At 74.2% G+C, this 16,354-nt stretch carries 3 protein-coding genes; 2 read left to right on the forward strand and 1 reads right to left on the reverse strand.

Annotation, left to right across the window (positions count from 1 at the left end):
• The first annotated feature begins 14 nt into the window (after positions 1-14).
• Together KLI87_RS22390 and KLI87_RS22395 are read left to right on the forward strand one after the other, a co-directional pair.
• A complete protein-coding gene (locus KLI87_RS22390; protein WP_214618515.1) occupies positions 15-10,286 on the forward strand; it encodes a type I polyketide synthase in 10,272 nt (3,423 codons plus the stop codon).
• A gap of 40 nt (positions 10,287-10,326) precedes the next feature.
• The gene (locus KLI87_RS22395) at positions 10,327-14,835 is read left to right on the forward strand and encodes a type I polyketide synthase (protein WP_214618516.1); all 4,509 of its coding nucleotides are present in this window, start codon (positions 10,327-10,329) and stop codon (positions 14,833-14,835) included.
• 3 nt (positions 14,836-14,838) lie between these two features.
• Here the strand turns inward: KLI87_RS22395 and KLI87_RS22400 are convergent, their stop codons facing one another.
• Positions 14,839-16,311, reverse strand: coding sequence for an MFS transporter (locus KLI87_RS22400; RefSeq protein WP_214618517.1), 1,473 nt, complete (start codon positions 16,309-16,311; stop codon positions 14,839-14,841).
• Between the last annotated feature and the right edge of the window lie 43 nt (positions 16,312-16,354).

The following is a 16,354-nucleotide window of genomic DNA, read 5'->3' on the forward strand; positions in this document are numbered from 1 at the left end:
AGGTGGACGCTTCCATGGCGAACGAAGACAGGCTCCGGGATTACCTCAAGCGGGCCACGACGGACCTGCGGGCCGTCCGCAGGCGGCTGCGCGAGGTCGAGGAGAAGGACCGGCAGCCGATCGCCATCGTCGGCGCGGGCTGCCGGTATCCCGGCGGGGTCGACTCGCCGGAGGCGCTGTGGCGCCTGGTCGCCGGGGCGGGCGACGCGATCGGCCCGTTCCCCCGCGACCGCGGCTGGGACCTCGCCGGTGTGTACGACCCGGACCCGGAGACGCCCGGCACCACCTACGTCACCGAGGGCGGGTTCCTGCCCGCCGGGGACTTCGACGCCGAGTTCTTCGGGCTGAGCCCGCGCGAGGCGACCGCGATGGACCCGCAGCAGCGGATCCTGCTGGAGGTCGCGTGGGAGGCCGTCGAGCGCGCCGGGGTCGACGCGACCCGGCTGCGCGGCAGCCGGACGGGCGTGTTCGTCGGCGCGATCGCGCAGGACTACGCGCCGCCGCGCGTCCCCGCCGAGTACGGCGGGCAGATGCTGACGGGCACCACGACCAGCGTCGCCTCCGGCCGGATCGCCTACACGTTCGGGTTCGAGGGCCCGGCGGTGACGATCGACACGGCCTGCTCGTCGTCGCTGGTAGCCGTGCACCTGGCGGTCCAGGCGCTGCGCCGCGGCGAGTGCGGGCTGGCGCTCGCGGGCGGGGTGACGGTGCTGCCGTCGCCGGGCCTGTTCGTGGAGTTCGCCCGGCAGCGCGGCCTTTCGGTGGACGGCCGCTGCAAGGCGTTCGCGGGCGGCGCCGACGGCACGGGCTTCGGCGAGGGCGCGGGCGTCCTGCTGCTGGAGCGCCTGTCGGACGCGCAGCGCAACGACCGCACCATCCTGGGCGTGATCCGGGGCTCGGCGGTCAACCAGGACGGCGCGTCCAACGGCCTCACCGCGCCCAGCGGACCGGCGCAGGAGCGGGTCGTGCTCCGCGCGCTCGCCGACGCCCACCTGGAGCCGTCCGACGTGGACGTGGTCGAGGGCCACGGCACCGGCACGACGCTCGGCGACCCGATCGAGGCGCGGGCCCTGCTCGCGACCTACGGGCAGGGCCGTCCCGAGGGGCGCCCGCTCTGGCTGGGGTCGATCAAGTCGAACATCGGCCACACCCAGGCCGCCGCCGGGGTCGCCGGCATCATCAAGATGGTCGGCGCGATGCGGCACGGCGTCCTGCCGCGGACGCTGCACGTGGACGAGCCGTCCCCGCATGTCGACTGGTCGTCGGGCGGGGTGTCGGTGCTGGCCGAGTCCCGGCCGTGGGACGCGGGGGAGCGCCCGCGCCGCGCCGGGGTGTCCTCGTTCGGGATCAGCGGCACCAACGCCCACGTCATCCTGGAGGAGCCCCCGGCTCCCGAGGCCGCCGACCCCGTCGCGGGCGGCGACCTCGCCCCGGTGCCGCTGCTGGTCACCGGCCGCACGCGGGACGCGGTCCGCGCGCAGGCGGCCCGGCTCCGCGAGCACCTGTCCGGGGCCGGTGACGTGCCGCTGGGCGAGGTCGCGGCGGCGCTCGCGACGACCCGGACCGCGTTCGAGCACCGCGCCGTCGTCCTCGCCGACGACCTCGCGTCCGGGCTGGAGGGGCTGGCCGCCCTCGCGTCGGACGAGCCGTCCCCCCGCGTGGTCGAGGGCACCCTCACCCCCGGACGCGTCGCCTACCTCTTCACCGGCCAGGGCAGCCAGCGGCCCGGCATGGGACGCGAACTCCACGCGGCCGATCCCGTGTTCGCCCGCGCGCTGGACGAGGTGTGCGCGCACCTCGACCCGCACCTCGACCGCCCCCTCCGCGACGTCCTGTTCGCGGACCCCGGGAGCGGCGCCGCCGCCCTGCTCGACCAGACCCTCTACACGCAGGCGTCCCTGTTCGCCGTGGAGACCGCGCTGTTCCGGCTCCTCGAACACCGGGGCCTGCGTCCCGGCCTGCTCATGGGCCACTCGATCGGCGAGCTGACCGCCGCGCACGTCGCCGGGGTGTGGACGCTGGAGGACGCGGCCGCGCTCGTCGCCGCCCGCGGACGGCTCATGCGGGACGCGCGGACCGACGGCGCGATGATCGCCGTCCAGGCCGCCGAGGACGAGGTCGCCCCGCTGCTGGCGGGCCACGAGGACACCGTGGCGATCGCCGCGATCAACGGGCCCGCCTCGGTCGTGCTGTCGGGGGACGCGGAGCCGGTTGCCGAGGTCGCCGCCCGGATCTCCGCCCTCGGCCGCAAGACCAAGCGGCTCCGCGTCGGCCACGCCTTCCACTCCCCGCACATGGACGAGGCGGCGGCCCGGTTCCTGGAGGTCGCGCGCGGCGTCGCCTTCCACGCGCCCGCCGTCCCGATCGTGTCGAACGTGACCGGCCGCCTCGCCGACCCCGAGCAGGTGCGCGACCCCGGCTACTGGGCGGGGCATCTGCGCGCACCCGTCCGGTTCCTGGACGGCGTCCGCACCCTGCACCGCGAGGGGACCGCCGCCTATGTGGAGGTCGGGCCGGACGACACGCTCACGGCCCTCGTCCACGAATGCCTGGCGGGCTCAGACCCGGTCGGCGCGTCGTTCGCCCGGGGCGACGCGCCGACCGCCGTACCGACGCTGCGCGAGGACCGGCCCGAGCCGCTCACGGCGGCCGCCGCCCTCGCGCAGGTCCGGACGGTGACCGACGCCGTCGACCCCGGCGCGCTCCACCCGGCGGCCCCGCACGTCGACCTGCCGACCTACGCCTTCCAGCGCCGTCACTACTGGCTGCGCCCCGAGCCCGGCGCGGACCTCGCGTCCTCCGGGCTGGACGGCGCCCCGCACCCGCTGCTGGCCGCCGCCCTCACCCTCGCCGACGGCGAGGGGACGGTCTTCCTCGGCCGCTTCACCGTCCAGGACCACCCGTGGCTCGCCGACCATCACGCCGGGGGACGGCCGGTGCTGCCGGGCGCGGCGCTGGCCGACATCGTCCTCGGCGTCGCGGACGGCGACCTCGTCGACTCCCTCACGATCGACCCGCTCCTCGTCCTGCCGTCCGAGGGAGTCGTGCAGCTCCAGGTGAGCGTGGGCGCGGCAGGGGAGGACGGCGCCCGTTCCGTGACCGTCCACGGCCGGACCGACGACGACTCCGCGTGGACACGGCTGGCGGCTGGGCAGATCCGCCCGGCCGGGCCCGGGCCGGTGGCTCCCGCCGGCAGGCAGGAGGTCTCAGGCGAACTCGCCCTGGACTCCGAGATCGATCCCTCGGGATATGGCGTCCATCCTGTGCTGCTGGAGTCGGCGCTTCAGTTGCTCGCCTCCGACCGCGAGCCGCAGCGGCTCACCGCGATCGAGGGGTTCCAGGTCCACGCGTCGGACGCGTCGGCGGTCAGCGCGCGTCTCGTCCCGGCGGGCGGCGACGCCTTCGCGCTCACGCTGACCGACCCGTCCGGCGGCCTCGTCGCCACCGCTCGGACGGTGCGCACCGAACCCCTCCAGACCGCCGAGCCGTCCCGCGCGGGCGACCTGCTGCCCGTCGAATGGGTACCGGTCGGCGACGCGGTCGGCCAGGAGGACGCGCCGCCGTTCGTGGTCCATGCCGTGCCGCCGTCGGACGGCGACGCGGCCGCCCACGCCCACACCGTCGCCCGTGACGTGCTGCGGGCCGTCCGGGACTGGCTGTCCCGGACGGACGCCCAGGACTCCCGGCTGGTCGTGCTGACACGCGGCGCGATGGCCGTCGCCGGCACCGAGCCCGGCGACCCGGGGGCGGCGGCCGTGTGGGGGCTCGTCCGCAGTGCCCAGACGGAGAACCCCGGTCAGTTCGTCCTCCTCGACGCCGACGACGCCCTCACCGACGAGCGCATCGGTGCCGCGCTGGCCACCGGGGAACCCCAGATCGCCCTCCGGGAGGGAGAGTTCCTCGTCCCGCGCCTCGCTCGCGCCGCCGCTGAGGGCGTGGGTGGTTCGTGGGGTGATGGGACGGTTCTGATCACGGGTGGTACGGGTGTGCTGGGTGGTGTGGTGGCGCGGCATCTGGTGGTGGAGCACGGTGTCCGCGATCTGATGTTGATGAGTCGTCGTGGGGGTGCTGGGGCTCTGCGGGATGAGTTGGTGGGGCTTGGGGCTGAGGTGTCGGTGGTGGCGTGTGATGTCGCCGACCGTGATGCTTTGGCTGGGGCCCTGTCTGGTGTGCGGGTCACTGCCGTGGTTCATGCGGCCGGGGTGGTGGAGGATGCGACGATCGCTTCGCTGTCGGGTGGGGCGTTGGATGCGGTGTTGCGGGCGAAGGTGGATGCGGCGTGGAATCTGCATGAGTTGATGCGGGATGTGTCGGTGTTTGTGTTGTTCTCTTCTCTTGCTGGGTTGGCGGGGAGTGCGGGGCAGGCGAATTACGCGGCGGCGAATGCGTTTTTGGACGCGTTGGCGAGCCGTCGCCGTGCGGAGGGGCTGCCGGGGACGAGCATCGCCTGGGGACTCTGGGAAAGCGGCATGGCCGGATCGCTCGACCAAGCCGAACTCGCCCGCATCCGCCGCACCGGCGTCGCGCCCCTCACCCCCGACCAGGGCCTCGCCCTGCTCGACGCGGCCCTCGCCGTCCCCGATCACGCGGTCATCGCCGCCGCCCGCCTCAACCCGAAGGCGCTGCGGGCCCAGGCCGAGTCAGGGATGCTGCCCAGCGTTCTCGGCGGGCTCGTCCCGGCGCCCAGGCGCCGGGCCGCCGCGTCCGGTCGCGACCTCCCGCTCGCCGACCTGCCGCCGCGCGAACGCGACCGGGAAGTGCTGAACCTCGTCCGCGCCGAGGTCGGCCGGGCCCTCGGCTTCGCCGCGTCCGACACGCCCGCGACCGACCGGGCCTTCAAGGACCTCGGCTTCACCTCGCTCACCGCGCTGCAACTGCGGAACCGGCTGAGCGCGGTGACGGGCCTGCGGCTGCCCGCGTCGCTGGTGTTCGACCATCCGACGCCCGAGGCGGTCGCGGCCTACCTGGTGGGTGAACTGTCGGGTGCCTCCTCGTCCTCGGAAGCGGTCGTCGCCGCTGCTGTGATGGACGAGCCGGTGGCGATCGTCGGAATGGCGTGCCGGTATCCCGGTGGTGCCTCGTCACCCGAAGAACTGTGGCGAATGGTGGCCGAAGGGCGCGACGCCGTATCCGATTTCCCGATGAACCGTGGCTGGGACGTCGAGGCGCTGTACGACCCGGACCCCGACCACGTCGGCACCTCTTATGCGCGGCGCGGTTCGTTCCTGCATGACGCGGACGGGTTCGACGCGGCGTTCTTCGGGATATCGCCGCGTGAGGCCACCGCGATGGACCCGCAGCAGCGGCTGCTGCTGGAGACGGCCTGGGAGGTGTTCGAGCGGTCCGGCATCGACCCGAACGCGCTGCGCGGCTCCAGCACGGGGGTCTTCGCCGGAGTCACGGCGGGCGACTACGCCGCGCGCGCCGGTGCCGTCCCCGAGGGACTCGAAGGGCACATGGCCGTCGGCAACACGACGAGCGTCGCGTCCGGCCGGATCGCCTATTCGTTCGGGTTGGAGGGCCCGGCGATCACGGTGGACACGGCCTGCTCCTCCTCTTTGGTCGCCATGCATCTGGCGGTCCAGTCGCTGCGGAACGGCGAATGCACGATGGCCCTGGCGGGCGGCGCCACGATCATCGCGGGCCCGACCCATTTCGTGGAGTTCTCGCGGCAGCGGGCCTTGTCGGTGGATGGCCGCTGCAAGGCGTTCGCCGCTGCCGCTGATGGCACCGGCTGGGGCGAGGGCGTGGGGCTGTTGCTCTTGGAACGTCTTTCGGACGCCCGACGCAACGGGCATCGGGTGTTGGCGGTGGTGCGTGGTTCGGCGGTCAATCAGGACGGTGCGTCGAACGGCCTGACCGCGCCCAACGGCCCCTCGCAGGAGCGCGTGATCACGCAGGCTCTGGCCAATGCGGGTTTGGCCGGCGGTGATGTGGACGTGGTGGAGGCGCATGGGACGGGTACGGCGTTGGGTGACCCGATTGAGGCGCAGGCGTTGTTGGCGACCTATGGGCGGGGGCGTTCGGCGGATTGTCCGTTGTGGTTGGGGTCGGTGAAGTCCAACATCGGGCACACCCAGGCCGCCGCCGGAGTCGCAGGCGTCATCAAAATGGTCGGCGCGATGCGTGCGGGTGTCCTTCCCCAGACCTTGCACGTGGACGAACCATCCCCGCACGTCGACTGGTCCGCCGGTGCGGTGTCACTGCTCACCGAGTCGCAGCCGTGGGAGAAGGATCAACCGCGCCGCGCGGCCGTGTCCTCGTTCGGGATCAGCGGCACCAACGCCCACATCATCCTCGAACAAGCCCCAGAAGAACCCGCAACAAAGCCGGCGGAAATCTCCGGCCCGGTGCCATGGCTGGTTTCAGCCAAGACCGAACCCGCCCTGCGCGCCCAGGCCGACCGGCTCACGAGCGTGACCGATGACGTGGCGGCCATGGCGACCGCCCTGGCGACGACCCGTGCGACTCTCGATCACCGCGCTGTCATCGTCGCCGAGACCCCTGACCAGTTCCAGGAAGCCCTGCGGGCCCTGGCCATCGGCGCCGAAGCACCCAACCTGGTCCAGGGCCGCGCCGGTACCCCCGGCAAAACGGTGCTGGTGTTCCCCGGGCAGGGCTGGCAATGGCAGGGAATGGCCGCCACCCTCCTGGACGAGTCGCCGGTCTTCGCCGAATCCATCAAGCGCTGCGCCGATGCCTTGAACCCCTTCATCGACTGGTCGCTCGAAGAAGTTCTGCGTGAGGGGACCGGGTTCGAGCGGGTGGACGTGCTGCAACCCACGCTGTGGGCCGTCATGGTGTCCCTGGCCGAGCTGTGGAAGTCGGCCGGTGTGACCCCGGACGCGGTCATCGGGCACTCCCAAGGCGAGATCGCCGCCGCCCACATCGCCGGAGCACTCACCCTCCACGACTCGGCCAAAGTCGTCGCACTACGCAGCCAGGCACTCACCGCCCTCTCCGGCACCGGCGCGATGGCGTCCTTGCCGCTTCCGCACGAGGAAGCACAGAACCGTATCGCCGCCCATGAGGGTGTGGAGATCGCGGCATTCAACGGCCCCTCGGCCACCGTCATCTCCGGCGACCCGGACGCGATAAGCGCGATCGTCAAAGGCTGCGAGGCCGAGGGAATCAAGGCGCGTGTCCTCCCCGTGGACTACGCCTCACACTGCGCCCACACCGAACACATCCGCGACCAGATCCTCACCGACCTGGCCGACATCACCCCCCAGCCACCCCGCATCCCCTTCTACTCCACCCTCACCGGAACACGCCTCGACACCGAACAACTTGACGGCCAGTACTGGTACAACAACCTCCGCAACCCCGTCCAATTCCAACCCGCCATCCAACAACTCCTCAACCACGGACACAGCACATTCGTCGAGGCCAGCGCCCACCCCGTCCTCGCCACACCCATCAGCGACACCGACGTCAACGGCGAAACCGTCGTCACCGGAACGCTGAGGCGGGACGAAGGCGGACTCGACCGATTCCTCGCCTCGGCCGCGCACCTCCACGTCCACGGAACGCCCATCGACTGGACGCCCTTCCTCCCCAAGGACGCAGCGCCAGCCGACCTCCCCACCTACCCCTTCCAGCACCAGTCGTTCTGGCTGGCGGCGGCGCCGTCCACAACGGACGCCCCGCACCTCGGCCTCCAGACCGCCGACCACCCGCTCCTCGCCACCGCCAACGAACTCCCCGACGGGACGACCGTCTACACCGGGGCCGTTTCCACCACCACCCACCCCTGGCTCACCGATCACACGATCGGCGGCACCGCCCTTCTCGCCGGGACCGCGTTCCTGGACCTCGCGCTCCACACGCACCCCGCCGTCCACGAACTCACCCTCCACGCGCCCCTCCCGCTGGACGAAAGCCTCACGCACCTCCAGGTCGTCCTGGGCCCGGACGAGGACGGGCAACGCGCCATCACCATCCGCTCCCGCGCCGACGACGTATGGACGCGACACGCCACTGGCGTGGTCGGCAACGACACCGCCGCACCCCCAGACACCTACGACGGGCAGATCCCAGAAACCGCGAAGCCCATCGACATCGACGGGATGTATGAGCGCCTCGCCGACCAGGGCTACGAATACGGCCCCCTTTTCCAGGGCCTGAAGTCCGCGCGGCAGGACGGCGACACCCTCTACGCCGGGATCGAGTTGCCGTCCGGCGCCGACACCCGGGGCTTCGTCCAGCATCCGGCGCTCCTCGACGCGGCGCTGCACGCGCTCGCGCTGCGCGGGACGTCCGGCGACGAGGTGCGGTTGCCGTTCGCCTTCTCCGGCGTCGTCGCGCACCGTTCCGCCGTTACGGGCGCGCGAGTGCGCCTCCGGCCGGCGGACGGCGACGGCACCCCGCTGACCATCAGCGATGACGAAGGCCCGGTGGTCACGATCGGCGCGGTGCACACCCGTCCGATCCCGCGGGCGCAGTTGGCGGCGCTGGGGTCGGCGCGGCGGCAGCCGTACGCGGTCCGCTGGCACCGGCTCACGGCACCCGCGCCCGCCGGGTCGAGCATGGCGGCCCTCGGCGGCGGCGACCTGGGCGTCCCGGCCTTCCCGGACCTGGACGCGATCGCCGACGCGGGCGTCCCCGACTTCGTCCTGGTAGACCGACGGGACGAAAGGGACGAGGCCCTGTCGGCGGCCGAGAAGACGCTGACGCTGATCCAGCGGTGGCTGGCCGACGACCGTTTCGCCGATGCGCGCCTGGTGGTCATCACCCACAACGCCATCGACACCGACGCCCCCGACCTCACCGCGGCCCCCCTCTGGGGCCTGGTCCACACGGCGGGCAACGAGCACCCCGGGCGCTTCATGGCGCTGGACGCCGACCGGCTGGAGCCCGGCACGCTCGCGACGGCGCTCGCGACCGGCGGGCCGCAGGTCGCGATCCGCGGCGGCGAGCTGTTCGCGCCGCGCCTCGTCCAGGCGGCACCGGCCGACGGCGGCGACTGGTTCGACCCGGACGGGACGGTCCTCATCACCGGTGGGACGGGCACGCTGGGCATGCTCACGGCGCGCCACCTCGTCACCGGCCACGGCGCGCGGCGCCTGCTGCTGGTCAGCCGCACCGGCCAGGACGCCCCCGGCGCGGCCGAACTGCGAGCCGAGCTGGCCGGGCTCGGCGCCGAGGTCGCCGTGGAGGCGTGCGACGCAGCCGACGCCGACGCGCTCGACAAGGTGACGGCCGCCCACACGATCACCGCCGTCATCCACACCGCGGGCATCACCCAGGACGCGCCGATCCACGCCCTCACCAGCGGTGACATGCGCGCGACATGGCGCGGCAAGGCGGCGGCGGCCGGGAACCTGCGGCGCCTCGCCGACGTCCACCCGATCAGGACGCTGGTGCTGTTCTCCTCCTTCGCGGGCATCGCCGGGAACCCGGGCCAGGGCAACTACGCGGCGGCGAACACCTACCTCGACGCCCTCGCGCGCCACCCCCTCCCGGGCGGCGCCCGTACGGTGTCGATCGCCTGGGGCCTGTGGACGCCGGTCACGACGATGACCGACCACCTCACCGGCGAGCACCACCGCAGGCTGAGCCGGCACGGCGTCGTCCCGCTCACGCCCGAGGACGGCCTCGGCCTGTTCGACGCGGCGCTCCGCACCCGCGAGCCCGTCGTGGTCGCGGCGCGGCTCAACCTCCCCGCGCTCCGGGAGCAGGCCGGGCGGGGCGTGCTGTCGCCCCTGTTCGAGGGGCTCGTGCCGGCGGCCGCCCGCGGCGGGGACGCGGCTCCCGGCGAGTCGCTGGCGCGGCGGCTCGCCGGGCTGGACGAGGGCGGGCGGCACGCGCTCGTCCTGGAGACCGTGCGCTCCACGGCGGCGGCCGTGCTCGGGCACACGACCGGCGCGGTCGAGGCCGACCAGGCGTTCAAGGAGCTCGGCTTCGACTCGCTCACGGCCGTGGAGCTGCGCAACCGCCTCAACGCCGCGACCGGTCTGCGGCTGCCCGCGACGCTGATCTTCGACCGGCCCACGCCGGCCGCGCTCGCCCGGCACATCCACGACGAGCTGGCGCCGGACGACACGGGCGCCGCGTCCGCCGCCGAGGACCTCGACCGCCTTGAGGAGCGGCTCGCGGGCCTCTCGGACGACGAGCGGGCCCGGACGGCGATCACCGCCCGGCTTGAGGCGATGCTGCGCCGCTGGGGGACCGGACCGGCCGAGGAGGCCCCGGCGGAGGAGGAGCGCATCCGCGACGCGTCGACCGCCGAGATCTTCGACTTCATCGACACCGAACTCGGCCGCAACCTCACCGACCACCACTGACCTGTACCGAGCCAGCCGACGGACGCCGGAGCGAGGACCGATGACCAGCGACGCCAAGAACAACGAGGAAAAGCTCGTCGACTACCTCAAGTGGGTGACCGCGGACCTGCAGCGGACCCGGCGGCGGCTCGCCGAGGTACAGGACGCGGCGCGGGAGCCGGTCGCGGTCGTCGGGATCGGCTGCCGTTTCCCGGGCGGCGTGCGGAGCCCCGAGGAGCTGTGGCGGCTGGTGGACACCGGCGGCGACGCCGTCGCCGGGTTCCCCGCCGACCGGGGCTGGGACGTCGACGCGCTCTACGACCCCGACCCGGACCGCCCCGGCACCTTCTACACGCGGCGCGGCGCGTTCCTCTACGACGCGGACGGCTTCGACCCGGCGTTCTTCGGGCTCGGCCCGCGCGAGGCGACCGCGATGGACCCGCAGCACCGGCTGCTGCTGGAGACCACGTGGGAGGCGGTCGAGCGGGCGGGCATCGACCCGGCGACGCTCCGCGCGAGCGACACCGGCGTGTTCGCGGGCGTGATGTACAGCGACTACGCCGCGCGGCTCGGCCGCGTCCCGCAGGAGTACGAGGGTTTCGTCGGCAACGGCAGCGCGCCGAGCGTCGCGTCCGGCCGGATCGCCTACACGTTCGGGTTCGAGGGCCCGGCGGTGACCATCGACACGGCCTGCTCGTCGTCGCTGGTCGCGGTGCACCTGGCGGTCCAGGCGCTGCGCCGCGGCGAGTGCGGGCTGGCGCTCGCGGGGGGCGTCACGGTGCTGGCCTCGCCGGGCCTGTTCGTGGAGTTCGCCCGCCAGCGCGGCCTGTCCGCCGACGGCCGGTGCAAGGCGTTCGCGGGCGCGGCCGACGGCACGGGCTTCGGCGAGGGCGCGGGCGTCCTGCTGCTGGAGCGCCTGTCGGACGCGCGGCGCAACAACCGCACCATCCTCGGTGTGATCCGGGGTTCGGCGGTCAACCAGGACGGCGCGTCCAACGGCCTCACCGCGCCGAACGGACCGGCGCAGGAGCGGGTCGTCCGGGCCGCGCTGAGCGACGCCCGGCTGGAACCCTCCGACGTGGACGTGGTCGAAGGCCACGGCACCGGCACCACGCTCGGCGACCCGATCGAGGCGCAGGCGCTGCTCGCGACCTACGGCCAGGACCGCCCCGAGGGCCGCCCTCTCTGGCTGGGGTCGGTGAAGTCGAACATCGGCCACACCCAGGCCGCCGCCGGGGTCGCGGGCATGATCAAGATGATCGCTGCCATGCGGCACGAGGTCATGCCGCGGACGCTGCACGTGGACGAGCCGTCCCCGCACGTCGACTGGACGTCCGGCGACGTCGCGCTGCTGGCGGAACCGCGGCCCTGGGGCAGGAACGGGCGCCCCCGCCGCGCCGGGGTGTCCTCGTTCGGGATCAGTGGCACCAACGCCCACGTCATCCTGGAGGAACCCCCCTCCGCGACCTCGACGGAACCGGAGCGGAACGAGCCCCCGGCCACCCCCGTGGTCCTCTCCGGACGCGGCGCCCCCGCCCTCCAAGGCCAGGCGAGCCGGTTGCGGGAGTACCTGCGGTCGCAGGCGCCCCTCCGCCCCGTGGACGTCGGCTTCTCGCTGGCGCGCCGCACCGCCTTCGACGAGCGCGCCGTCATCGTCGCGGGCGACCGCGACGCCCTCGACAAGGGCCTCGCGGCGCTGGCGGAGGACCGTCCCGCGTTCCACGTCCTGCGCGGACGGGCCGACCCGAGCGGTAAGACCGCGTTCCTGTTCACCGGCCAGGGCAGCCAGCGCCTCGGCATGGGCCGCGACCTCGCCGCCGCGTTCCCGGTGTTCGCGCGGGCGCTGGACGAGGCGTGCGCGCACCTCGACCCGCACCTCGACCGCCCCCTCCGCGCGGTGATCTTCGCGGAGCCGAGGACGGCGGAGGCGGCGCTGCTCGACCAGACCCGCTACACCCAGTGCGCCCTGTTCGCCGTGGAGACCGCGCTGTTCCGGCTGTTCGAGCACCACGGCCTCACGCCCGACCACGTGATCGGCCACTCGATCGGCGAACTGACCGCCGCGCACGTCGCGGGCGTGCTGAGCCTCGACGACGCCTGCGCGCTGGTCGCGGCCCGGGGACGGCTCATGCAGGCGGCGCGGTCCGGCGGCGCGATGACCGCGATCCAGGCCGGAGAGTCGCAGGTACTGCAATCCCTGACCCGCCACGCCGGACGCGTCGCGATCGCCGCCGTCAACGGCCCGACGTCCGTCGTGGTGTCGGGCGACGCCGACGCGGTCGCGGAGGTGTCCGCGCACTGGCGCGCGGCGGGCCACAAGACCAAGCGGCTGCGCGTCAGCCACGCCTTCCACTCCCCGCACATGGACGACGTGCTGGAGGAGTTCCGCCGGGTCGCCGAGGGCCTGGCCTTCCACCCGCCGACGATCCCGCTGATCTCCAACCTGACCGGCGGGCCCGCGACGGCGGAGCAGCTCGCCTCCCCCGGCTACTGGGCCTCGCACATCCGCGAACCCGTGCGCTTCCTCGACGGCGTCCGCGCGCTGGAGGCGGCGGGCGTCACCGCGTTCGTCGAACTCGGCCCGGACGGCGTGCTCACCGCGATGGCGCGCGAGTGCCTGGCCGCCGAGCCGCGCGTCCTCGTCCCCGCGCTGCGCGGCGACCGCCCCGACGCCACGACGTTCCTCACCGCGCTCGCCCATGCGTGGGTCTCGGGTGCGAGCGTCGACTGGCGGGGCCTGCTCAGCGATCAGGGCGGAACCCCCACCGACCTGCCCACTTACGCGTTCCAGCACCGCCGCTACTGGCTCGACGCCTCCGCCGACACCGCCGGGGGCGCCTCGTCCGACGGCGCGTTCTGGACGGCGGTCGAGGGCGGCGACCTCGACGTCCTGTCCCGGATCCTCCAGGTCAACGGCGACCAGCGGCGCTCGCTGACCACGCTGCTGCCGGTGCTGTCGGCCTGGCACCGCCGGCGGACCTGGCGCTACCGCGTCACCTGGAGTCCGCTCCCGGAGACCGCGGCACCGACCCGGCCGGGCACATGGCTGGTCCTGGCCGCCGCCGACGACCCCCTAGGAGTGGCCGCCGCCCTGACGGAACGCGGCGCCACCACCATCTCCGTCCACCCCGAAGCGGACAAGGACGACCTCCTCGCGGCCCTGGACGGCCGGGACCTGTCGGGCGTTCTCGTCGTCCCGGCGCCCGGGGACCCGCTCCCCGCCGCCCTGGCCGGGGCGGACATCGACGCGCCGCTGTGGTGGGTGACGCGCGGCGCGGTCACCGTGGACGAAGCCGGAGACGGAACCTCGCAGGAGCAGGCCACCGGCGGTTTCCCGCCCCCGAACGCCAAGGTCATCGACCTGCCCGGCAGGCTCGACGACGCCCTCGCCGGACGCCTGCTCCGCGCCCTCGCCTCGGACGGGGAGGACCGCCTGGCCGTCCGCGCGAACGGCACCTACGCCCGCCGACTGGTCAGGGCCACGCCCACGGCGGCGGCCCCCGAGCGGCCGCGCCGCGCGCACGGCACCGTCCTGCTCACTGGCCCGCTCACCCGGGCGATCGCGCACGCCGCCCGCTGCCTGGCCGACGACGGCGCCGAACGCCTCGTCCTGGCCTGCACGCCCGGCGCCGAGAGCGGCGGCGCCGCCGTCCTGGAGGCCGAACTCACCGCGCTCGGGACGGACGTCCACGTCACCGACTGCGACCCCGCCGACCGCGACGCCCTCGCGGCGCTGCTCGCCACGCTCGCCGCCGAGGGACGCCTGACCGGTGTCGTCCACACCGTCCACACCGTCCACGACCCGGCCGCGGGCGACACCGCCCCGCACGACATCGCGGCCGTCCGCAACCTGGACGAGCTGACCCGCGACCGCGATCTCCACGTGTTCCTGCTGTTCGGGGAGTTCGGCGCGGCGATGGGCGACGCGCGTCCCGCGTGGCGGGCGCCGGTCGAGGCGCTCGCCGAGACCGTCGTCCACCACCGGCGCTCGCGCGGCCTGCCCGCCGCCGCCATCGCCTGGGGGCCGCTGGAGGGCGAGGACGCCGCGCCCGGCCTGCGTCCCATGGAGGCGCAGGCCGCCGCGACCCTGCTCCGCCAGGTCCTCGACGCCGACGACCCGTTCCCCGCGATCGCCGACGTGGACTGGCCGGCGTTCGCCTCCCGCCGGGGCGGCCGGGGCGCCGGGCTGCTGTCCGCCGTCCCGGAGGCCGGACGCGTCCTGGACGCGGCGCGCGCCGCGAGCACCCCCCGCGACACCGGAGAACTGCGCGCCCGCCTGGCCGAACTCCCGGGAGACAAGCGGGAGGCCGAGCTCCTGCGCCTGGTCACCGACCACGCGGCGGCGATCCTCGGCCACCACACCGCCGGGGAGGTGGACCCGGCCACGACGTTCCTCGAACTCGGCTTCAGCTCGTTCACCGGCCTGGAGCTGCGCAACCAGCTCTGCGCCGCCACCGGCCTGGAGCTGCCCTCGGTCGTGGTCTTCGACCACCCCACCCCCGACGCGCTGGCCCGCCACCTCCTCGACGCCCTGGCCGACCGCCTCGAACAACCCCAGGAGTCCCCGTGACGGTCAGGGGCGCAGGCCATCGGACGTGAGGTCGTCGCCGGTCTGCTCCGGTAGCCGGATCCCGCCGGCGGGCGGGCGCTCCGCGCGGGCGCGCGGGAACCAGGCGAGCGCGGCGGCGGCGACGCAGATGCCGGCGGCGATCCACAGCACCATGGCGAAGCCGCCCACCGCCGGCTGCCCGTCGCCGCCGGCGTGCGCGGCCAGGACGGTGGCGGTGAGCGCGCTGCCCAGGGAGAACCCGGTGAAGCGGACCACCTGGTAGAAGCCCATGGCGCTGCCCGTCTCCCGCGCGGGGACCGCCTCCACGATCAGGCCCGGAATCGCGGCGAAGGTGGTGCCCAGCCCCACTCCGAGGACACCCGTCATGACGAACGCCTGCCACAGGGCGCCGTGGACGACGGCGAAGAATCCGCAGCCCAGCGCGGACACCAGGCAGCCGAGCGCGAGCACCGCGCGGGCCCCCATGAGCGACACCAGGGCGGGCAGGAAGCGGGAGCTGCCCAGCATGAGGAAGGACAGGGGGATGAGGACGAGACCGGCCACGACGGCCGACGCGGAGAATCCGAAGCCGCCCGAGCGCGGGGACTGGACGAACTCCGTCACCCCCGAAAGCGCCATGTACATCGCGACACCGAGCACCATGGCGCAGGCGTCGGCGGCGAACACGGACGGATGGCGCAGCAGGCGCAGCTGGACGAGCGGGTTCCCGGCGCGCGACTGCTGAACCGCCCAGACCGCGAACAGCGCCGCCCCGGCGGCCAGCAGGCCGATGACCGTCGGCGAGCCCCACCGCCACTCCGTCCCCTCCGCCACCGCCACCAGCGTGGTGACGATCGCCAGCGCGAGCAGCAGGGTTCCGGGCCAGTCGAACCGGGCGGCGACGCCGCGTCCCGCACTCGACGGGACGACCGCCGCGACACAGACCAGCGCGAACCCGGACACGACCGCCCCGAACCAGTACGCGCCCGCCAGGCCCCACGCCTCGACGATCAACCCGCTGATCGGGTAGCCGGCGCCGAGACCGGCCCCCGCCGACACCGACAACAGCGCGATCATCGGCGCCACCCTGTCCCGCGGCAGCTCCTCCCGGGCGGTGGCCATCGCCAGCGGCACCAGCCCGAGCCCGACGCCCTGGAGCCCGCGGCCGACGACCAGCGTCCCCAGGCCGTCCGCCAGCGCGGCCACGACGCCGCCCGCCGTGACCGCGGCCAGGCCGCCGAGCAGCGTCGCCCGCCGCCGCGGGCCGTCGCCGAGCCGTCCGAGGACCGGCGAGCTCACCGCCCCGACGAGCAGCGCCACGGTCAGCGACCACTGCGCCGAACTCAGCGACACGTGGAAATCGCGCGCGACGGTGGGGATGAGCGGGGCGCCGAACGAGCTGATGACGCTGGCGACCAGCGTGGCCAGCACCAGCACCGGCCCGATCAGCGCACCGCGACGCCCCCCGCCGAGAACCTCTTCCGCGCCGGCGCCCATGAGACCTCCCAGCAACCGCGTGTGAATTGCACGCGTTTCACTG

Origin of the sequence: Actinomadura sp. NEAU-AAG7, from assembly GCF_018603865.1 — a bacterium.
Lineage (GTDB): Bacteria > Actinomycetota > Actinomycetes > Streptosporangiales > Streptosporangiaceae > Spirillospora > Spirillospora litoris.

Excerpts from the sequence above, each read along its gene's own strand:
- KLI87_RS22395 (WP_214618516.1), top strand. The coding sequence starts at position 10,327 with ATGACCAGCGACGCCAAGAACAACGAGGAAAAGCTCGTCGACTACCTC.
- KLI87_RS22400 (WP_214618517.1), bottom strand. The coding sequence starts at position 16,311 with ATGGGCGCCGGCGCGGAAGAGGTTCTCGGCGGGGGGCGTCGCGGTGCG.
- KLI87_RS22390 (WP_214618515.1), top strand. The coding sequence starts at position 15 with ATGGCGAACGAAGACAGGCTCCGGGATTACCTCAAGCGGGCCACGACG.